Below are 18787 nucleotides of genomic sequence, written 5' to 3'. Positions count from 1 at the left end.
CAACAGGGTCTTCCGGGTTCCGAGGGCCGGGCGCCTGAGCGGAACCGGTGACACCAGTGCATCGGCCTCGGCTGGGACGAGACCGTGTACGTCAGCCAGGGACTCCGCGCTACGACGGCCGGGCGCCCAGCGGCGCTGCGCCCCTGGTGGCGCGCCGGCGGGAACGCCGTCTCCTTCGCGCGGGTGTCACCCGGAAGCCTCGCGGGCCCGCTCCTCGCTCGCGCGCGCCTCCTGGAGATGGGCTTCGACGCGTGGCGCCCGCCGGGACAGCAGCGTGTCGGTGACACGCTGGAGGGTCTTCGACAGGGGGTGCTTGTCCGGTCCCTGCGCGGAGCCCCGTGCGGCGGACGCAGCGTCCCGGTACTCGGCCATCTCGGCGAGCGCCGCGTGGGCGAGTTCGGTCGCCTCGCGGTACAGGTCGCGGGACTTGGTCATGGCGTCGAGGGCCTCGGAGTACGAGGCCACCAGGGCCCGCGCGTGGACGAGTTCCTCTTCGAGGGTCAGCAGATGCCACTCCTCGCGGAGCGCGGTCAGGGCCGCCGCCGCGTCGTCCGGCAACGGCCAGGGCAGCGCCGCGAACTGGACGACCTTGTCCAGGAGTTCCGTCGGTTGGGAGCCGTCGAGGAAGACGCTGCGCACCCTGAAGGCCTGCTCGTCGAATCCGACCCGGGCGGGCGTGCCGGACAGGATGACGGCCCCGCCCCGCGGCACGGACGTCCCGAGGTCGCCGAGCGCCCAGTTGACGGCGTGGAACTGCTCGGGCGTGGCGCGGTGTTCCACGACGCGATGCCGCAGGGCGGGCGGCAGCAGCCGGGCCAGCGGGAGCCGGCCGTCGGCGTCGGGCGTCATGGCCTCGTGCACGACGACGTTGATGCTCCAACTGTGCCGGGCGGTGTCCTTGATCAGGCGGCGCAGGGCGGCGTCGTCCTTCGGCAGCGGATTGACGTCCTGGAGCCGCAGCCCGGCCGCGGCGTCCCGGTCCCAGGAGAGGTCGTGCCGCTCGGGCCAGAGCAGGGCGGCGGGGGAGGGCCAGGAGGGATCCCAGGGCCGCTCCGCCTCCGCCGCCAGCGTCCAGCGCCGCTCGCCGTCGACCTGCTCACGTCCGTCGGTGGCGAGCCGCGCCCGCACCGTGACGTCGTCGGCGACGAACCAGCGCACCTCGAAGACATGGCCATCGGGCGTCGCGGCGTTCTCCGTCTCCAGGAAGTCCTGGATCCTTTCGCTGTTCTTCAGTTCCTGCAGGTGATCCCGGAGGGCCTGTTGCGGGGCGGGGCCGGTATGGCGCCCGGCGGCCAGCCAGACTGTTTCCGGGGCGGTGGGACGGTCTGCGGAGGACTTCGGCATGAGTCACTTTGCTGGTGGGGTGTGGTGTGCCTTCCCAGTATGGTCGCCTTTGGCCAGGAGTCGGGAGGCGAGGCCCCCAGGGATCACGGACCTCCGCCATCGGGTGACTATGGGAATTTCGTTGACGATTGGCCGTATTGCGGCTATCGCGAAGAATTCGAAGAGGACGCCGAGTGCCCGGCCGGTTCGCCGCGACGGGCGGGGCGGCCCGGCTCCCGGCGCGCGTTCCGAGGCCGCCGACGGGCCGCGTCCGGCTTGCTGAAGGGCGTGGACCTGCGAGGACGTGGAGTGCGTGGCGTCCGTCGTATCCCTCGGGCGGCGGTGGCGCCGGTAGGGTTGTGGTCGGAGAAGGGGCGGACGCGAATGCGGCAGCGGGTGACCATGAGTGACGTGGCGCGAGCCGCGGGAGTCTCGTCCGCGACCGTCTCGTATGTCCTGAGCGGAAAGCGGCCGGTAACCGAGGAAACGCGTAAATCGGTCGAATCGGCCATCGAGCGGCTCGGCTTCAGTCTCAATCCCGTCGCCCGAAGTCTGCGGACCGGCAAATCCACGATGGTCGCCCTCCTGGTGCCCGACATCGCCAACCCGTTCTACGCGCTGCTCGCCCGCTCGATACAGGACGAGCTGCGCGGCCGGGGCTACCACGTCCTGGTGAGCAGTACGGGGGCGCGCCGGGACGAGGAGGAGGCGCTGCTGCGCGAGTCGGTGCAGCAGCGGTTCGCCGGGGTGGTGATGACGCCGTTCCGGCTGGCCACCGACGCCTTCGACGCGCTGCGTGCCGCGGGGATTCCGGCGGTCGTCAGTGCGGACGTCTCGTTCGGCGACGTCGATCTGGTCACTCCCGACGCCGACACCGCGGTCCGCGAGGCGCTGGCGCATGTCGCGGCCGCCGGCCGGCGGCGCATCGGCGTGATCGCCGGGCCGAAGGACGCCGCGGGCGGTGATCCGCGACTGGAGCGGGTCCGGGAGCACGCCGCCGCGGCGGGTCTGCGCATCGCCGAGGAGCACATCGTCCACGGTGAGCACACCCGCGAGGCGGGGGCGGAGGGGTTCGAACGCCTGATGCGTTCCCGGCGCCGGCCCGAAGCGGTGCTGTGCGGCAACGACATCACGGCGGTCGGCGCCATGGACACGGCCGAGCGCCTCGGGCTCGACATCCCCGGCGACGTGTCTCTGGTCGGGCACGACGACATCGACTTCGCCTCGCTGGTACGCCCGCGGCTGACGACCATTCGCTACCCGGCGCGCGAGGTCGGCCGAGTCGCGGCCGAACTCCTCCTGGAGCAGATCGACGGCCGGACGCGACAGCGGACCGTGCGGGTGGCGGCGAACTTCGTTGCACGCGCCTCGGTCTGACGCCACCTCGCCGCAACTCCGGCCGCCCCGACGCCAGTCCTCCGCCTCGGCCCGGTCCGACGCCGCCACGTCACCCTGACGCAGCCACGTGGGCAGGGCGCCGCCCACGCGGGCGGGACGCCGCCGCGTCGGCCTGGCGCCGGCCTCGGGCCGGGGCCTCTGACGGCGCCACAACGCGGGCCCAACTCCTCGGCCTTCGCCTTGGAGCCGGCCCCTCGTGCACACGGCCCTGGCGTGGGCCTGACACCGGCTGGGACTCGGTCCGGCATGGGCCTCGGGTGCCTCGGCTTCGCTCCGACGCCAACTTGTGGTGGGGCCCGCCTCGGGCCGGTGCTTGACGCCGCCTCGGGTCGCTCTGACGCCGCGTCGGCGTGGGTCTGCCCCTTGGCGTGGGCTGACGCGGCCCTGGTGTGGGCCTGGCACCGGCCCATACCCGGTCCGACGCCGACGCCGACGCCGCCTCGGCCCGTCGCCCCCCTCGGCCTGACGCGGCCGCGTCGCCTTGACCTCGGCTCGGAGTCGGCCCGACACGGCCCGGGCGTCGATGCCCGACACGGCCTCGGAGTCGGTCCGACGCGGTCCCGGCGTCGACGCCCGACGCCGGGACCGACCGCCAACCACCGCTTCCGGAACGCCGGTTTCCGTTCCGCGGCTTTGCCGGATCGATGTCGAGGGACCGTAGCGTAATCGATTACGTTGCGCGAGACTGGGCGGCGGGCGACGGCCCGGCCGGGGGGTGGGCGGCCCCATGGTCCGTCATGCCCCTGTTGTCATTTGTTATGGAATCGCCCTCATGTCGATTTGGGCTGCCTGCAAACAGAACCAACCAGCGACTGTTGACTTTTGGTCATCTCCGTCGTGAAAGCCGACACCGCTCTTGTCGTCGGCCTGTCCGGGCGGACCGGTTTGCGGACCGCCCGCGGAGGTGGCGTCGGCGGCCCTCGTCGTCCGCGCCCCGCCCCGCATGTCACCCGTCGTGGTCCGGCGCGCGCGGTGCCCGCGGCCTTCTCCCTGACCGGTCCAATACCCCTTCTTTGCCCCGCACATGGCCGCTGAGCTGTATCCGGAGGCCTTCCGCTGTCCGGATCGGTGGCCTTGACGGACGGACGTGCCCGCGGCGCGACCACCGTCGCCCCGCTTCGTGTCGGTCACGTTTCGGGCACGTGGAGTGCGAGGTCTTGACGCCACGGCGACATCGGGCTGTCATTACGCCCACGTTGTTCGGTCGAGTTGGTTTCTGATCGATTTCCGGCCTCCCCGCCGTCCAACTCGACCGAACCCTGCCCTCAGGAGCCGTCATGCACCTTCCCCTCCCGGGTCTGTCCGCCCCGACCCCCAGCCGTCGCACCCTGCTTCGCGGAATCGGCGGCGCGGCCGCGCTCGGCGCGGGCATACCCCTGCTGAGCGCCTGCGGCGGCAGTGACGCGGCGTCGGACTCCAAGACGGTCACGGTCGGCTCCAACGCGTCCGACGCCGTGCCGAAGAAGGCGTTCGCCGACGTCTACGCGGCCTTCAAGAAGCAGTCCGGCCTCACGGTCGACGTCAACACGAAGGACCACAACACCTTCCAGGAGCAGATCAACTCGTATCTGCAAGGCACCCCGGACGACGTCTTCAACTGGTTCGCCGGGTACCGCATGCAGTTCTTCGCGGCCAAGAAGCTCGCCACGCCCATCGACGACGTGTGGGCCAAGATCGGGGACAACTTCCCCGACGCGATGAAGAAGCTCAGCAAGGGCGAGGACGGCAAGTACTACTTCGTTCCGATGACCACGTACCCGTGGGCCGTCTTCTACCGCAAGAGCGTCTTCCAGCAGTACGGCTACAAGGTGCCCACCACCTGGGACGAACTCGTCGCCCTGTGCAAGCAGATGAAGAAGGACAAGCTCGTCCCGATCGCCTTCGGCGACAAGGACGCCTGGCCCGCGATGGGCACCTTCGACCAGATCAACTTCCGCCTGAACGGCTACGACTTCCACGTCCAGCTCATGGCCGGCAAGGCGTCCTGGACCGACGCCAAGGTCAAGGCCACCTTCGACCACTGGGCCGAACTCCTCCCGTACCACCAGGACGGCTTCATGGGCCGCACCTGGCAGGACGCCGCGCAGACGCTGGTGGCCAAGAAGGCCGGCATGTACCTCCTCGGCACCTTCGTGGCCCAGCAGTTCACCAACAAGGACGACCTGGACGACCTCGACTTCTTCCCCTTCCCGGAGATCAACTCCGCGTACGGGCAGGACACCGTGGAGGCCCCCACCGACGGCCTCATGGTCAGCAAGGCCCCCAAGAACCACGCCGGCGTCCTCAAGCTGCTGGAGTACATGGGCAGCCCGGCGGCCGAGGAGCTCTACCTCAAGGGCGACCCGAGCGTGGTGGCCGCCTCCAGCAAGGCCGACACCTCCGCGTACTCGGCGCTCCAGAAGAAGGCCTTCGACATGATCGGGGGCGCCAAGACCCTGACCCAGTTCATGGACCGCGACTCCCGCCCGGACTTCACCTCGACGGTGATGCAGCCCGGACTCCAGAAGTTCCTCCAGAACCCCAAGGGCGTGGACAGTCTGCTGTCCTCGATCGAGCGCCAGAAGAAGCAGATCTTCGCGACCGCGTGAACGACACCATGAACACCGAAACCACGACGAAGTCCCCGGAGGCGGCCAGCGTGCCGCCTCCGGGCGCTGCCTCCGCGCCGAAGCGGGCCGCACGCGGCCACCGCCGCCTGCTGACCCGCCGTGACCGGTTCACGCTCGCCCTCATGGCGGGCGTGCCCACGGTCCTGCACGTGGCCCTGGTCTGGGCCACCGCCCTCGCCTCCATCGCCCTCGCCTTCACCACCTGGGACGGCATCGGGTTCGGCTCGATCAAGTGGGTGGGCCTCCAGAACTTCCATCAACTCTTCGCCGACAACCCGCAGTTCTGGCCCGCCGTCCAGCACAACGTCATCTGGTTCGTCGTCCTCATCCTGATCCCGACACCGTTCGGCCTCTTCCTGGCCGTCCAGCTCGACAAGAACATCCGCTTCAGCCGTGTCTACCAGACGGCGTTCTTCCTGCCGGTCGTCATCTCGATGGCCTGCATCGGCTTCGTCTGGCAGCTCGTCTACAACCCGGACACGGGCCTGATCAACAGCCTCATCGGCGCCAACAAGCCGGGCCACTACATCGACTGGATCGGCGACCCCAAACTCAACCTGTGGGCAGTCCTCGTCGCGGCCTCCTGGCGCCACACCGGCTACATGATGATCCTCTACCTGGCCGGCCTCAAGGGAATCGACCCCTCCCTCAGAGAGGCCTCCGCGCTGGACGGCGCGAACGAGTGGCAGACGTTCAAACACGTCATCTTCCCGACGCTGCGTCCCACCAACACGGTCGTGCTGGTCGTCACCATCATCGAGTCGCTGCGCGCCTTCGACCTGGTCTTCGTCTTCAACAAGGGTGCCCAGGGAACCGAGTTGCTCTCGATCCTGGTGACCAACAACATCATCGGCGAGTCCAGCCGCATCGGTTACGGCTCCGCGATAGCGGTGGTCCTGCTCGTCATCTCACTCGTCGTGATCATCCCTTATCTGGTGGCCACCTTCCGGAAGGAGCGGCGATCGTGAGCGCCCCCACCCTCGCGGCCGGCGGGCGGGGGCAGCGGGCGCCCGTCCGCCCCGCCCGCGTGCTGCTGCACGTCTTCCTCGCCTGCACCGCCCTGGCCTGGCTCGCCCCGCTGCTGTGGGCGATGTTCTCGGCCCTGCGCCCGTACGGCGAGACCAGCGCGAAGGGCTATGTGTCCTGGCCGGACACACTGAACTTCGACAACTTCAAGAACGCGTTCGAACAGTCGGACATGACGCACTACTTCGTCAACACACTGCTGATCGCGGTGCCGGCCGTCCTGCTGACGCTGTTCCTGTCCTCGATGGTCGCCTTCTACGTCAGCCGCTTCGACTTCCGCGTCAATCTCGCGCTGCTGCTGGTCTTCACGGCGGGCAACCTGCTCCCGCAGCAGGTCATCATCACCCCGCTGTACCGGATGTACCTGCTCACCGACCTGCCGGGCATCACGGCGAGCGGCAAGCTGTACGACTCCGCGCTCGGCCTGGTGCTGATCCACGTGGCGTTCCAGTCCGGGTTCTGCGCGTTCGTGCTGAGCAACTACATGCGCTCGCTGCCGCACGAGCTGACCGAGGCCGCGCTCGTGGACGGAGCGTCGGTGTGGCGGCTGTACTGGCAGATCACCCTGCCGCTGTGCAAGCCGGCGATGGCGGCCCTCGCGACCCTGCTGTCGATCTGGATCTACAACGACTTCTTCTGGGCGCTCGTCCTGATCTCGACCGGCGAGAACATGCCGATCACCTCGGCCCTGAACAACCTCTCCGGCCAGTACTTCACGGACCCCAACCTGGTGGCCTCCGGCGCCCTGCTCACCGCGATTCCCACGCTCGTCGTGTACTTCGCGCTCCAGCGGCAGTTCGTCAGCGGTCTGACCCTCGGCGCCAACAAGGGCTGAGACGGAGACAGCTCCACTTGAAAGAGTCAGGCGGCTTCACGTGAAAGAGAACGACGTGCCCACATCCTTCACCCCGGTTGCCTCCGTGCCCGTGGACCCGCGCACGGCACGGGTCCACGAGGAGGGCTGGCAGTCCTGGAGCCCCAGCGGCTCCTACGCCCTCGACGACACCCCGTACCGCCCGGCCGACGCCAACTGGGCGACGGTCTGCTACCGGCCCGGCCGCACCGTGCCACCCGGGACCTTCCAGGGCGAGGGACTGCTCGCGCTCGACCCGGGCGACGGCTCCCCGGTCCGGCTGTGGGCGGCCGCGGATCCGACCGCCTCGGTCCCGTCGATCCGGCTGACCGTCCGGGACGGCCGCGCCGAAGTCAGCGCCGACGGCCCCGTCACGGAGTCGGCCCACCCCGGACCGGACGGAATCCAGGGCGTGCTCGCCGCCTGGGCCGACGGGCTCGGACTGCCCGCGCCGCGGCCCGCGCCGACGGTCTGGTGCTCCTGGTACGAGTACTTCACCGCCGTCACCGAGGACGACATCCACGAGAACCTCCGCGCGATGGACACCCTCGACCTGCCCGTCGACGTCGTCCAGATCGACGACGGCTACCAGAGCGCGCTGGGCGACTGGCTCACCCTCTCCGGCCGCTTCCGCTCCCGCGCCGCCCTCGCCGACGCCATCCGCGCGCGCGGCCGGCGGGCGGGAATCTGGACGGCGCCGTTCCTGGTGGCCCCCCACAGCGAACTCGCCGCCCGGCACCCCGACTGGCTGGTCCGCGACGCCGAGGGCGAGCCCTCGCACGCGGGCCACAACTGGGACCACGACCTGTACGCACTCGACACCACGCACCCCGAGGCCGCCGCTCATCTGGCCGACGTCTTCGCCACCCTGCGCGCCGAGGGATACGACTACTTCAAGACCGACTTCCTCTACGCGGGCGCCCTGGACGGCGTACGGCACTCGGGCGCCGACGCGCTGACCGCCTACCGAGCCGGTATCGCCCTGATCCGTGAAGCCATCGGCCCCGACGCCTACTTGCTCGGCTGCGGTGCGCCGATCCTCCCGTCCACCGGCCTGTTCGACGCCATGCGGGTCAGCCCCGACACGGCACCGCACCGGCGCCCCGAGGCCGACGACTACAGCCAACCCGGCCAGGACGCCGCCGAGTTCACCGGCGCCGGCCGTCAATGGCAGCACCGGCGCCTGTGGATCAACGACCCCGACTGCCTGATGGCCCGCCCCGCCGTCGAGACCCGGGAACGCTGGGCGGCCCATGTCGAGGCGACGGGCGGCCTGATGGCGTCCAGCGACCGCCTGCTGTCCCTCGACGAGTGGGGCGTGGCCACCACCCGCCGCCTGCTGTCCTCGGGAGGGGCCGCATGACCGCCGAACGCACCCTCTCCGTCCCCGGCATCGTCTACGGCGGCGACTACAACCCCGAGCAGTGGCCCGAGGAGGTCTGGGCCGAGGACATGCGCCTGATGCGCGAGGCCGGCGTCACCATGGTCAGCGTCGGCATCTTCTCCTGGGCACTCCTTGAACCCTCCGCGGGGACGTACGACTTCACCCGCACGGACCGGCTCCTGGACCTCCTCCACGAGAACGGCATCGCCGCCGACCTGGCCACTCCGACGGCCGCGCCACCGGCATGGTTCTTCCGGGCCCACCCGGAGGCGCTCCCGACGGACCGCGACGGCCGCCGGCTCTCGTACGGCAGCCGGCAGACGTTCTGCCCGAGCAGCCCCGCCTACCGTGAGGCCGCCCTGCGCATCACGGGCGCGCTCGCCGAGCGGTACGCCGATCACCCGGCCGTGGTGATGTGGCACATCCACAACGAGTACGGCTGCCACAACGCGGCCTGCTACTGCGACACGAGCGCCGAGTCCTTCCGGCGCTGGCTCCGCGAGCGCTACGAGGACCTGGCGGCCCTCAACCACGCCTGGGGCACCACCTTCTGGAGCCAGTGGTACTACGACTGGGACGAGATCCTGCCGCCCCGCGCCACCGGCGCCGTCCCCAATCCCACCCACCAACTGGACTGGCGGCGCTTCTGCTCCGACGAACTGCTGTCCCTGTACACGGCGGAACGGGACGTACTGCGCACGGCCGCCCCGTCGACACCGGCCACCACCAACTTCATGGTGATGGACACCTTCGACGCGCTGGACTACTGGCGGTGGGCCCCGGAACTGGACGTCGTCTCCAACGACCACTACCTGATGTCCGCCGACCCGGCCTCCGAGATCGACGTCGCGCTCTGCGGGGACCTGACCCGGTCGCTGGCCGGCGGACCGTGGCTGCTCATGGAGCACTCCACCGGCGCCGTGAACTGGCAGCCCGTCAACCGGGCCAAGGTCCCCGGCGAAATGCGGCGCAACGCCCTCGCCCACGTGGCCCACGGGGCCGACGGCATCGCCTACTTCCAGTGGCGGGCCGCCAAGGCGGGCGCCGAACAGTGGCATTCGGCGATGCTCCCGCACGCGGGCACGGACAGCCGCATCTGGCAGGACGTGGTGCGTCTCGGCGCCGACCTGAGAGCCCTGGCCGAGGTACGCGGCAGCACCGGCGCGGCCGAGGTCGCCATCGTCTGGGACTGGAACGCCCGTTGGGCGCTGGAACTCCCGTCGCAGCCGAGCTGTGAACTCCGCTACAAGGACCTCGTGCGCGCCTGGTACGAGCCGCTCTGGCGCTCCGGCGTGGCCGTGGACTTCGTACGTCCCGACGCGGACCTCTCCGCCTACCGACTGGTCCTCGCCCCGAGTCTCTACCTGGTCGACGAGGCGGGCGCCGCGAACCTGACCGGCCACGTCGAGCGCGGCGGCACCCTCGCCATCGGCTTCCACAGCGGCGCCGTCGACGAGAACTGCCATGTCAGGCTGGGCGGTTACCCGGGCGCCTTCCGGGAACTCCTCGGCGTCCGCAGCGACGAGCTGTTCCCCCTCCTGCCCGGCGAGTCCGCCGGACTGAGCGGCCAGGTGCCCCCGGGCGCGACGGCCGGCCTGTGGTCGGAGCGGATGCGCCTGAACGGCGCGGAAGCGGTCGCCACTTACACGGACGGACCCCTGGCCGGAGTCCCCGCCGTGACGAGAAACACCCACGGACCAGGCACCGCCTGGTACTTGGCGACCCTGCCCGACCCGGAGACGCTCACCGCCCTGCTGCACCGCATCCGCACCGAGGCCGAAGTCCCCGACGCCGGCGACACCCCTCCGGGCGTGGAATCCGTCCGCCGACGCGGCCGGGACGCCGACTACGTGTTCCTCATCGATCACGCGGGCACCGGAGCGGAGATCCCCGTCCCACCCGGCTCCACCGAACTCCTCACAGGCAAGCCCCTGTCGGGCTCGGTACGGGTCGACCCGGGCGAGATCGCGGTGGTGAGGGAACCCCGAGGGAAGGACTCATGATCCGACGACGATGACCTCGCGTACGCCGGTGTCCGTCACGGACGTCACGCCCCCCGCTTCGCGTCGATCTCGGCGATCAGCGCCTCGACGCGGGTCTTGATCTCGTCGCGGATCGGGCGGACGGACTCGACGCCCTTGCCGGCCGGGTCTTCGAGGGCCCAGTCGAGGTACTTCTTGCCGGGGAAGACCGGGCAGGCGTCGCCGCATCCCATGGTGATGACGTAGTCGGAGGCCTGGACGGCCTCGGTGGTGAGGATCTTCGGCTCGGCGTCGGCGATGTCGACGCCGACTTCCTTCATGGCCTCGACGGCGGCCGGGTTGACCTGGTCGCCCGGGATCGAGCCGGCGGAGCGGACCTCGATCCGGTCGCCCGCGAGGTTGTTCAGGAATCCGGCGGCCATCTGCGAGCGCCCGGCGTTGTGGACACAGACGAAGAGCACGGAGGCGAGCGGGCTGGAGGACATGGGTTCTTCCTTTGCGAGTGATCGAGCGGGTTGAGCGGACGCTGCGGGACGGGAAGTTCAGTTGATCCGCATGGAGTCGAGCGGTTCGGTGATGTGGGCGTCGATCCCGGCCCGAATCCCGCGGGCGACGGCCGTCGGGGCGCCTTCGGGGTCCGTCACGGGCCGCTCCAGGCGGCGGCGGCCGGGTACGACCGGGCGGACGTCCCCGCACCCCATCGTGATGGCGATGCCGGCGGCCCGCACGACCTCGTCGGTCAGCATGGGTCCCCACCTGCGTGGGGCTGCGAGTCCCAAGAATCACTCCATGCTGGTATCAGTCTGGAATGATGTGAGAGTATCAGCCCATGATGACGCCGGTCGACACTGATCTGATGCGGGTGCTGGCCGACCCGCTGCGGCTCCAGATCGTCACCCTGCTCGCCAGGGAGACGCTGTGCAGCACGCACCTGATCGAGGAGACGGGGGCCAGGCAGACCAACCTCTCCAACCATCTGAAGGTGCTGCGCGAGGCCGGGATCGTGGACACCGAGCCGTGCGGCCGGTTCACCTACTACCGGCTCAAACCCGACGTCATCGCCTCCCTCGCGGGCCAGTTCGCCGACCTGGCGGAGACCGCGCGCGCCACCGCCGAGAACAACGTCAAGCGGTCCTGCCCCTGATCCCCGCCCCTGCGGCGACCCGTACCGAGGAGTCCTGTTGACCGCCATCGAGGCCACCGAGCACGACGGCACCGAGGGAACCGCCACGGCTCCCGCCGCTGTCGCGCCGCAGCCCGCCCCGGGTGCCACTCCGCCCCAGGCGCCCCCGCTGATCGCCAAGGTGGCGGCCGAACTGGTCGGCACCGCGGCCCTGGTGGCCATCGTGGTGGGCTCCGGCATCCAGGCCACCGAGCTGACCCCGGACGTCGGCCTGCAACTGCTCGCCAACTCCACCGCCACCGTCTTCGGCCTCGGCGTCCTGATCGCCCTGCTCGGACCGGTCTCCGGGGCGCACTTCAACCCGGTCGTCACCCTGGCCGAGTGGTGGACCGCCCGCCGCGGCGGCGCCGGAGTCACCCTGCGCGAGACGGCTGCCTACGTCCCCGCCCAGATCGTCGGCGCGATCGTGGGAGCCGTCGTGGCCGACGCGATGTTCGGTGAGCCTCTGGTGAAATGGTCCACGCACGACCGCTCGGCGGGGCATCTGCTGCTGGGCGAGGTCGTCGCGACGGCCGGGCTGATCCTGCTGATCTTCGGCCTGGCCCGCACCGACCGCCTGCGCTTCGCCCCCGTCGCGGTCGCCTCGTACATCGGTGCCGCCTACTGGTTCACCTCCTCCACGTCTTTCGCCAACCCGGCGGTGACGATCGGCCGCGCCTTCACCGACACCTTCGCGGGCATCGCCCCCGGCGCGGTCCCCGGGTTCATCGGCATGCAGGTCATCGGAGCCGTGGTGGGGCTGGCGCTGGTGGCTCTCATCTTCATGCCCGGCCGACGCGGAGCCGAGCAGCCCGCCGGATGACGCGGACAACCCGGGTCGTGGTGAGTCGTAGTGATTCGGCGGCGGTCGGGCCGTGCTCGCCGCCGGAACGTGGTGGCTCGGCCGGCGCCGCCACTCCTGCTCTCGCTCGCCGAAGAGCGCAGGTGAGGGTGCATGCGTCTGGGCTTGGGGTGGCGGCCAGTGCTGGAGGGCGCGCTGGGAGGATCGCCTGGTGACCGACGTGAACGAGATCTCCCGCCGAACCCTGCTCCGTCGTGGGTGCGCCCTCGAATACGCCACCCTGGGCTGGAACGTGGTGGGCATCGTGGTGCTTGCCGTGGCCGCGATCTCCGCACGCTCGGTGGCGCTGGCCGGCTTCGGCCTCGACTCGCTGATCGAGATCGGCGCGTCGACCGTGGTGCTCTGGGAGCTCTCGGGAACGGGTGAGGAGCGGCAGAGGCGTGCGCTGCGGCTGATCGGGATCGGCTTCGCGCTGCTGGCGGTCTATCTGCTCGTGCAGTCCACGTTCGTACTGGTCACGGGCTTCCACCCACACCACTCGTCGCTCGGGATCGTCTGGACGGCGGTGACCGCGGCGGTGATGTTCTCGCTGGCTGCGGGCAAGGCCCGCACCGGTGCCGCGCTCGACAACCCGGTCCTCAGGACGGAGGGGCGGGTCACGCTCATCGACGGTCTGCTCGCGGCGGCCGTCCTGGTCGGCCTGGTGCTGAACGCGCTTTGGGGCCTTTGGTGGGCCGATCCGTTGGCCGGGTTCGTGCTGGTCCACTACGCCGCCCGCGAGGTCCGGGAGATCTTCTCCAGCGACCATTGAGTGACGTTGGTCGGTCCGTCCGTCGGCCCGGTCGTGGCCCCCGCCGGCGCGAAGCCGGCGAGCACCCCGTGATCTCCTCGGCCCTCTTCGCGGGTCACTGGTGAGAGGCCGGCGGTGAGCGGGAGTCAGCCGAGCCCGGGCGAGGGCGTGGCAGCGCCGCCCAGCAGCTTCCCCATCGCGGCCAGCACGGACGGCTCGACCCGGTAGTAGACCCAGGTGCCACGCCGCTCCGAGGTGAGCAGGCCGGCTTCCTTGAGCTTCTTCAGGTGGTGGGACACCGTCGGCTGGGAGACCCCGACGTCGGAGATGTCGCACACGCAGGCCTCGCCGCCCTCGTGCGAGGCCACGGCGGAGAAGAGCCGCAGCCGCACCGGATCACCGAGTGCCTTGAACATCCGCGCGGCCGTTTCCGCCTCCTCGGCGGTGAAGGGGCGCTCGGTGAGCGGCGGGCAGCACGGTTCCACGGCCTGGTCGGCGGGCTCCAGCAGCGGCAGCAGCTTCGTATTCGACATGCATCTATGTTGACACACGTCGAACCAGCCTGGCGATGGCCGGAACGTCCATCTGGGCGCTCTCGCCGAGGCTATGAATTAGATGGATGTCTATGTTGACGCTCATCGAATCAGGTGCCATGCTGGCGTCGCGAGCCATCGACGGATGTCGAAATACCGAGGAGCCGACCGTGAACGCGCCTGTCACCACCGATCTGCCCGTCGTCGTGATCGGAGCCGGCCCCGCCGGACTCGCCGCCGCCGCCCACCTGGTCGACCGCGGTCTCACCCCGCTGGTTCTGGAAGCCGGGCCGGCCGCCGGAGCGGCGGTGCGCGAGTGGGCGCATGTCCGGCTGTTCTCCACCTGGGGCGAGGTCACCGACCCGGCCGCCGAGAAGCTGCTCGCCCCGACAGGATGGGTGAAGCCGGACGCGGCCACTTACCCCTCGGGCGGGGACTGGGCCGAGCGGTATCTCCAGCCGCTCGCCGACGTCCTCGGCGAGAAGGTGCGCTTCGGCGCCACCGTCACCGGCGTCTCCCGTGCGGGCCGGGACCGGATCGTGGACGCCGACCGCGAGGAACAGCCGTTCGTCGTCCACGTCGCCCACGCGGACGGCCGTGAGGAGCGGCTGTTCGCCCGCGCGGTGATCGACGCCTCCGGCACCTGGACCACCCCGAGCCCGGCCGGCGGCAGCGGCCTGCCCGCCCTCGGTGAGAAGGCCGCGTCCGACCGGATCACCTACCGCGTGCCCGACCTCAAGGACCCGGCCGTGCGGGCCCGGTACGCGGGCAGGCGCACCGCGGTCATCGGCTCCGGCGCCTCCGCCTTCACGGCGCTCGCCCACCTCGCCGACCTGGCCAAGTCCGACGACGGTACCGGCACGAAGGGAGTTTGGGTTCTGCGCCGGGGCATCTCCGGCTCCACCTTCGGCGGCGGCACCGCCGACCAGCTCCCCGCCCGCGGCGCCCTCGGCCTCGCAGCCAAGGCCGCCGTCGACGAAGGCCACGCCGACGCCGTCACCGGCTTCCGCACCGACGCCTTCGAGCGCGACACCGACGGCCGTCTGGTACTCGTCGGCGAGGACGGCCGCCGCCTCGACCCGGTCGACGAGGTCATCGTCCTCACCGGTCTGCGCCCCGACCTCTCCTTCCTGTCCGAGCTGCGCCTCGGCCTCGACGAGCGCCTCCAGGCCCCCACCGGACTGGCCCCGCTCATCGACCCCAACCAGCACTCCTGCGGCACCGTCTACCCGCACGGCGTCAACGAGCTGTCCCACCCCGAGAAGGACGTCTACCTGGTCGGCATGAAGTCCTACGGCCGCGCCCCCACGTTCCTGGCGATGACCGGCTACGAGCAGGTCCGCTCCGTCGCCGCCGCCCTCGCGGGCGACCGGGAGGCCGCCGAGCGCGTCGAGCTGACCCTGCCGGAGACCGGGGTCTGCGGCGGCGCCGGCCTCTTCGACCAGCCCGAGGCCGCCGAGGCGACCGGCGGCGGCTGCTGCGCGACCCCGACCACCCTCCAGATCGGCGTAGGCACCCCGGCCCAGTCCGGCGGCTGCTGACCCACAATCCCAGACCCGCCACCCATCACCAGCAGGAGGCTCGCCATGTCCCGCGTACAGCTCGCCCTCCGCGTCCCCGACCTCGCCGCGTCCATCGCCTTCTACACCAAGCTCTTCGGCACCGAGCCCGCCAAACTCCGCGACGGCTACGCCAACTTCGCCATCACCGAACCCCCGCTCAAGCTCGTCCTCGTCGAAGGCACCGCGGGAGAGGACACCCGCATGGACCACCTCGGCGTCGAGGTCGAGACGACGGAGGCCGTACGCACGGCCGCCACCCGGCTCGCCGAAACCGGGCTGGCCACCGTCGAGGAGAACGACACCACCTGCTGCTACGCCCTCCAGGACAAGGTCTGGGTCCACGGCCCCGGGCAGGAACCCTGGGAGGTGTACGTCGTGAAGGCCGACGCCGACTCCCTGGCCAAGCAGCAAGGCAGCGCCTGCTGCACCGGCCCGGGCGTCCCGGACACGTCGACGGCCTCAGCCGCAGGCTGCTGCTGACCGTCGATGGCCAACCTTCGGACCAGCGGGGCCGCGACCGGAGCAGGGGACCGGTCGCGGCCCCGCGCCGCCCTGCCCGCCCTGTGCGTCACCCAGATCACGAGCTGGGGCATCGTCTACTACGCCTTCCCCGTCCTCGACGCCCGCATCACAGAAGACACCGGCTGGTCCACCACCGCGACAACCGGGGCGTTCTCCGCGGCACTGATCATCTCCGCGCTCGCAGGAATTCCGGTCGGCCGCATCCTCGACCGCCGAGGCCCACGCACGGTCATGACCACGGGCTCGCTGCTCGGCGTCATCGCGGTACTGGACATCGCGTACGCCCCCGACTTCCCTGCTTTCGCGGCGGGTTGGCTGCTGGCCGGCACCGCCATGGCGGCAACCTTCTACCAGCCCGCGTTCGCCGCCGTGACCCGCTGGTGGGGCCAGGACCGCGTCCGCGCCCTCACGATCGTCACCCTCGCCGGCGGCCTGGCCTCCACCGCCTTCGCGCCCCTGACAGCAACCCTCGCCGAGCACCTCACCTGGCGCGCCACCTACGCCGTCCTCGCCATGATCCTCGCCGCGGTCACGATCCCGGCCCACGCACTCGCCCTGCGCGCTCCATGGCCCCCCGCCCCGTCGGGGATCGTCCAACACCCGGGCGGCAGCGGGACAGTCACCCGCAGCCGCCCGTTCCTCGTGCTCGCCGCCGCATTCACGCTGAACGGCTTCGCGATGTACGCCGTCGTCATCGCCCTCATCCCTCTGCTGACCGAACGGGGGGCCGGCCCCACCGCGGCAGCCTGGACCCTCGGCCTCGGCGGCGCGGGCCAGACCCTCGGCCGCACCCTCTACTCGATCCTCGCTCGCAACACCGGCGTCACCACACGCACCGCCACACTGATCGCCGCAGGCGGGGCCACCACGATGGCCCTCGCCACCGTTTCGGGCCCCTACCCCCTGCTGCTCCTGCTGGCCGTCGTCGCCGGCACGGTCCGCGGCAACCTCACACTTCTTCAAGCCACCGCCGTGACAGACCGCTGGGGAACCACGGACTACGGCCGCCTCTCCGGCCTCCTCGCCGCTCCGACCACAGCCGCCGCAGCCCTGGCCCCCTTCGCCGGGGCCGCGCTGGCCGGAGAACTGGGCGGCTATCCGGTCCTGTTCACCCTGCTCGCGTTCGTTTCCGCCGTTGCGGCCGCGCTCGCGCTGGGAGGCACTCCAGCCACGTAGTCCGGGCGCCTTCAGCGCGATCCTGCCAGGCCTCGGTCGAGGCCGAGTCGAGGCCGCGAGGACAGGAACAGACTGACGAGGGCTGAGGAGCCCCAGCGTGGAGGAGAGTGTCTGACCTGTGGAAACGTCTCCGCCCTGCGGCACGGCCGCGGCGCCATCGGGGTGCGCGCCGAGGCAGGAGACGGCCGGCTGTCCCTGGCGGTCTCCGACGAAGGCCCCGGCTTCCCGCCGGACTTCCTGCCGCACGCCTTCGACCGCTTCAGCCGCGCCGAGGCGAGCCGCACCACGCCCGGCGCGGGCCTGGGCCTCGCGCTGGTCGCCGCCGTCGCCGCCTCGCACGGCGGAACGGCCCGCGCCGAGAACATCCCGCCGGGAACCACGGGAGCCATGGGTGCTGCGGGAGTGAGGGGAGCGGCTGTCACGCTCGACATGCCCTGCTGAGCCCGTCAGCGAGAGAGGCGTATCCCGGCGACTCGGCGTACGAGAGCGGTCGCGGGTGCGAGAGCGAGGACCACGGCCAGAGTCGCGTAACCGTGGTCGAGGGTCGTGAGCGTGGCGACGGCTGCGACGAGCAACGGGCCGCCCGCGTCGCCGAGTTCACGGCCGAGCTCGGCGGCGCCCATGGTCTGGCCGAGCCGCTCGGCGGGAGCCGAGGCGGCCAGGGCCGCGAAGCCGAGGGGCGTGATCAGGCCGGTTCCGGTGCCGATGAGGGCCGCGCCGGACAGCACCCCCGGTACGCCCGGCAGGGTCGCGCAGCCCAGGCCCGCGGCGGCGAGCAGCAGCCCGGCCATGATGCCACCGCGCGCGGTGAGGCGTCCGGCGTCCAGGGCGCGTCCGGCCCGGGGCTGAACGACGGCGGCACAGGCCGCGAGCACCGACACGGCTGCCCCGGTCGCGACCGTGCCCAGGCCGGCCACGCGACCCGACACGGGCAGGAAGCCCACGCCGACGGACAGGGCGGCGGTCGCGGCAGCCAGCGCGGCGGTCGGACGAAGGAAGTCCGGGCGCCCCAGCCGCTCGGCCAGATCGATGACCGTCTGCCGGGCCTTCGGCAGCGGCGGCACCACCGGAACGGCGAGCGCCGCCCACACGGCCACCGCCGCGCCCAGCACCGCCAGGACCGTGAACAGCAGCCGTAGCCCGCCGGCCCACACGAGGACTCCGCCGAGCAGCGGGCCGAGGGTGTAGCCGACGGACTTGTAGAAGCCGTAACTGCCGAAGGCCCGGCCTTGCCTCGCCGCAGGGTTGAGCCGGGAGACCAGCGCGGAGGCCGAGGGCGAGAAGGCGGACGCGGCGGCGCCCTGACCGAGACGCGCCGCCCACAGCAATCCGGGGCTGTCCGCGACCGCGTACACGGCGGAGGCGGCGGCGAACGCGACGAGCCCGCCGAGCAGGACCGGGCGCGCCCCGACCCGGTCCGCGAGCGTTCCGAAGACGGGTTTGAGCAGCACCTCGGCGCCGTCGTACAGGGCGAGCAGACCGCCGAGCACCATCAGCGAGGTGACCGCGCCGCTCCCGTGGCCGCCCAGGTTCGCGGCGATGCCGTGGGCGCCGAACGCGGTGGTGAATCCGGCCGCGTACAACGGCCACATGTGCTGGGCCGGGGCCACCCGGGTGACGGGGGTTTCGGGCATGTGCCGACCTCGTCGGAGTCGTTGAGGACGC

General features: G+C 71.3%; 18 protein-coding genes. 13 read left to right on the top strand and 5 right to left on the bottom strand.

The genetic code is table 11. The annotated features are described in order from the left end of the window. Positions 1-186: 186 nt before the first annotated feature. The gene (locus OHT01_RS04750) at positions 187-1344 is read right to left on the bottom strand and encodes a hypothetical protein (protein WP_328551846.1); all 1158 of its coding nucleotides are present in this window, start codon (positions 1342-1344) and stop codon (positions 187-189) included. A gap of 381 nt (positions 1345-1725) precedes the next feature. Here OHT01_RS04750 and OHT01_RS04745 point away from each other — a divergent pair, with 381 nt between their 5' ends. From OHT01_RS04745 to OHT01_RS04720, 6 genes are all read left to right on the top strand, one after another. Next, on the top strand, positions 1726-2700 hold the full coding sequence (locus tag OHT01_RS04745; protein ID WP_328551845.1) for a LacI family DNA-binding transcriptional regulator: 975 nt from the start codon (positions 1726-1728) through the stop codon (positions 2698-2700). 1298 nt (positions 2701-3998) lie between these two features. After that, positions 3999-5309: an ABC transporter substrate-binding protein gene (locus OHT01_RS04740; protein WP_328551844.1), complete on the top strand. Its 1311-nt coding sequence runs from the start codon at positions 3999-4001 to the stop codon at positions 5307-5309. Between the two features lie 8 nt (positions 5310-5317). Beyond that, on the top strand, positions 5318-6298 hold the full coding sequence (locus tag OHT01_RS04735) for a carbohydrate ABC transporter permease (RefSeq protein WP_328551843.1): 981 nt from the start codon (positions 5318-5320) through the stop codon (positions 6296-6298). Beyond that, complete coding sequence (locus OHT01_RS04730) at positions 6295-7191, top strand: carbohydrate ABC transporter permease (RefSeq protein ID WP_328551842.1); 897 nt, start codon at positions 6295-6297, stop codon at positions 7189-7191. Before OHT01_RS04735 ends, OHT01_RS04730 begins: the two co-directional genes overlap by 4 nt. Before the next feature lie 55 nt (positions 7192-7246). After that, positions 7247-8572: a glycoside hydrolase family 36 protein gene (locus tag OHT01_RS04725; RefSeq protein WP_328551841.1), complete on the top strand. Its 1326-nt coding sequence runs from the start codon at positions 7247-7249 to the stop codon at positions 8570-8572. Further along, positions 8569-10596 carry a beta-galactosidase gene (locus tag OHT01_RS04720; RefSeq protein WP_328551840.1) on the top strand — a complete coding sequence of 676 codons (2028 nt, stop codon included), beginning with the start codon at positions 8569-8571 and terminating at the stop codon, positions 10594-10596. The genes OHT01_RS04725 and OHT01_RS04720 overlap by 4 nt, the downstream gene beginning before the upstream one ends. A gap of 44 nt (positions 10597-10640) precedes the next feature. Here OHT01_RS04720 and OHT01_RS04715 read toward each other — a convergent pair whose 3' ends face one another. Both OHT01_RS04715 and OHT01_RS04710 read right to left on the bottom strand, forming a co-directional pair. Continuing rightward, positions 10641-11060, bottom strand: a complete 420-nt coding sequence (locus OHT01_RS04715; RefSeq protein ID WP_328551839.1) for an arsenate reductase ArsC — start codon at positions 11058-11060, stop codon at positions 10641-10643. A 57-nt stretch (positions 11061-11117) separates the two neighbouring features. Further along, entirely contained in the window at positions 11118-11321 is a 204-nt protein-coding gene (locus OHT01_RS04710; protein WP_328551838.1) for a hypothetical protein, read from the bottom strand. Positions 11322-11404: 83 nt separating this feature from the next. Here OHT01_RS04710 and OHT01_RS04705 point away from each other — a divergent pair, with 83 nt between their 5' ends. The 3 genes from OHT01_RS04705 (at position 11405) to OHT01_RS04695 (ending at position 13350) form a co-directional block, all read left to right on the top strand. Next, the gene (locus OHT01_RS04705; RefSeq protein WP_328551837.1) at positions 11405-11719 is read left to right on the top strand and encodes an ArsR/SmtB family transcription factor; all 315 of its coding nucleotides are present in this window, start codon (positions 11405-11407) and stop codon (positions 11717-11719) included. A gap of 37 nt (positions 11720-11756) precedes the next feature. Next, complete coding sequence (locus OHT01_RS04700) at positions 11757-12560, top strand: aquaporin (RefSeq protein ID WP_405915252.1); 804 nt, start codon at positions 11757-11759, stop codon at positions 12558-12560. A 190-nt stretch (positions 12561-12750) separates the two neighbouring features. Continuing rightward, positions 12751-13350, top strand: a complete 600-nt coding sequence (locus OHT01_RS04695; protein WP_328551836.1) for a cation transporter — start codon at positions 12751-12753, stop codon at positions 13348-13350. 125 nt (positions 13351-13475) lie between these two features. Here the strand turns inward: OHT01_RS04695 and OHT01_RS04690 are convergent, their stop codons facing one another. After that, on the bottom strand, positions 13476-13862 hold the full coding sequence (locus OHT01_RS04690) for an ArsR/SmtB family transcription factor (protein ID WP_328551835.1): 387 nt from the start codon (positions 13860-13862) through the stop codon (positions 13476-13478). Positions 13863-14032: 170 nt separating this feature from the next. Between OHT01_RS04690 and OHT01_RS04685 the strand changes: the two genes are divergently transcribed. The 4 genes from OHT01_RS04685 to OHT01_RS04670 all read left to right on the top strand — a co-directional run bounded on the left by OHT01_RS04685 (position 14033) and on the right by OHT01_RS04670 (position 17563). Beyond that, the gene (locus tag OHT01_RS04685; RefSeq protein ID WP_328551834.1) at positions 14033-15403 is read left to right on the top strand and encodes an NAD(P)-binding domain-containing protein; all 1371 of its coding nucleotides are present in this window, start codon (positions 14033-14035) and stop codon (positions 15401-15403) included. A 45-nt stretch (positions 15404-15448) separates the two neighbouring features. Then, on the top strand, positions 15449-15904 hold the full coding sequence (locus OHT01_RS04680; RefSeq protein ID WP_328551833.1) for an ArsI/CadI family heavy metal resistance metalloenzyme: 456 nt from the start codon (positions 15449-15451) through the stop codon (positions 15902-15904). 6 nt (positions 15905-15910) lie between these two features. Continuing rightward, positions 15911-17122, top strand: a complete 1212-nt coding sequence (locus OHT01_RS04675; RefSeq protein WP_328551832.1) for an MFS transporter — start codon at positions 15911-15913, stop codon at positions 17120-17122. A 72-nt stretch (positions 17123-17194) separates the two neighbouring features. Then, on the top strand, positions 17195-17563 hold the full coding sequence (locus OHT01_RS04670) for an ATP-binding protein (RefSeq protein WP_328558023.1): 369 nt from the start codon (positions 17195-17197) through the stop codon (positions 17561-17563). Positions 17564-17568: 5 nt separating this feature from the next. On the opposite strand, the gene OHT01_RS04665 is transcribed toward OHT01_RS04670, so the two are convergent. After that, complete coding sequence (locus OHT01_RS04665) at positions 17569-18714, bottom strand: MFS transporter (protein WP_328558022.1); 1146 nt, start codon at positions 18712-18714, stop codon at positions 17569-17571. Between the last annotated feature and the right edge of the window lie 73 nt (positions 18715-18787).

The organism is Streptomyces sp. NBC_00358, assembly GCF_036099295.1.
Classification (GTDB): Bacteria; Actinomycetota; Actinomycetes; order Streptomycetales; family Streptomycetaceae; genus Streptomyces.
The sequence above is the reverse complement of the archived record's forward strand: the minus strand, read 5'-3'. Positions and strand labels throughout refer to the sequence as shown.

Coding starts and splice junctions, on each gene's coding strand:
- OHT01_RS04750 (WP_328551846.1), bottom strand. CDS start 1,344: ATGCCGAAGTCCTCCGCAGACCGTCCCACCGCCCCGGAAACAGTCTGG.
- OHT01_RS04745 (WP_328551845.1), top strand. CDS start 1,726: ATGAGTGACGTGGCGCGAGCCGCGGGAGTCTCGTCCGCGACCGTCTCG.
- OHT01_RS04740 (WP_328551844.1), top strand. CDS start 3,999: ATGCACCTTCCCCTCCCGGGTCTGTCCGCCCCGACCCCCAGCCGTCGC.
- OHT01_RS04735 (WP_328551843.1), top strand. CDS start 5,318: ATGAACACCGAAACCACGACGAAGTCCCCGGAGGCGGCCAGCGTGCCG.
- OHT01_RS04720 (WP_328551840.1), top strand. CDS start 8,569: ATGACCGCCGAACGCACCCTCTCCGTCCCCGGCATCGTCTACGGCGGC.
- OHT01_RS04715 (WP_328551839.1), bottom strand. CDS start 11,060: ATGTCCTCCAGCCCGCTCGCCTCCGTGCTCTTCGTCTGTGTCCACAAC.
- OHT01_RS04710 (WP_328551838.1), bottom strand. CDS start 11,321: ATGCTGACCGACGAGGTCGTGCGGGCCGCCGGCATCGCCATCACGATG.
- OHT01_RS04705 (WP_328551837.1), top strand. CDS start 11,405: ATGATGACGCCGGTCGACACTGATCTGATGCGGGTGCTGGCCGACCCG.
- OHT01_RS04690 (WP_328551835.1), bottom strand. CDS start 13,862: ATGTCGAATACGAAGCTGCTGCCGCTGCTGGAGCCCGCCGACCAGGCC.
- OHT01_RS04680 (WP_328551833.1), top strand. CDS start 15,449: ATGTCCCGCGTACAGCTCGCCCTCCGCGTCCCCGACCTCGCCGCGTCC.
- OHT01_RS04675 (WP_328551832.1), top strand. CDS start 15,911: ATGGCCAACCTTCGGACCAGCGGGGCCGCGACCGGAGCAGGGGACCGG.
- OHT01_RS04665 (WP_328558022.1), bottom strand. CDS start 18,714: ATGTGGCCGTTGTACGCGGCCGGATTCACCACCGCGTTCGGCGCCCAC.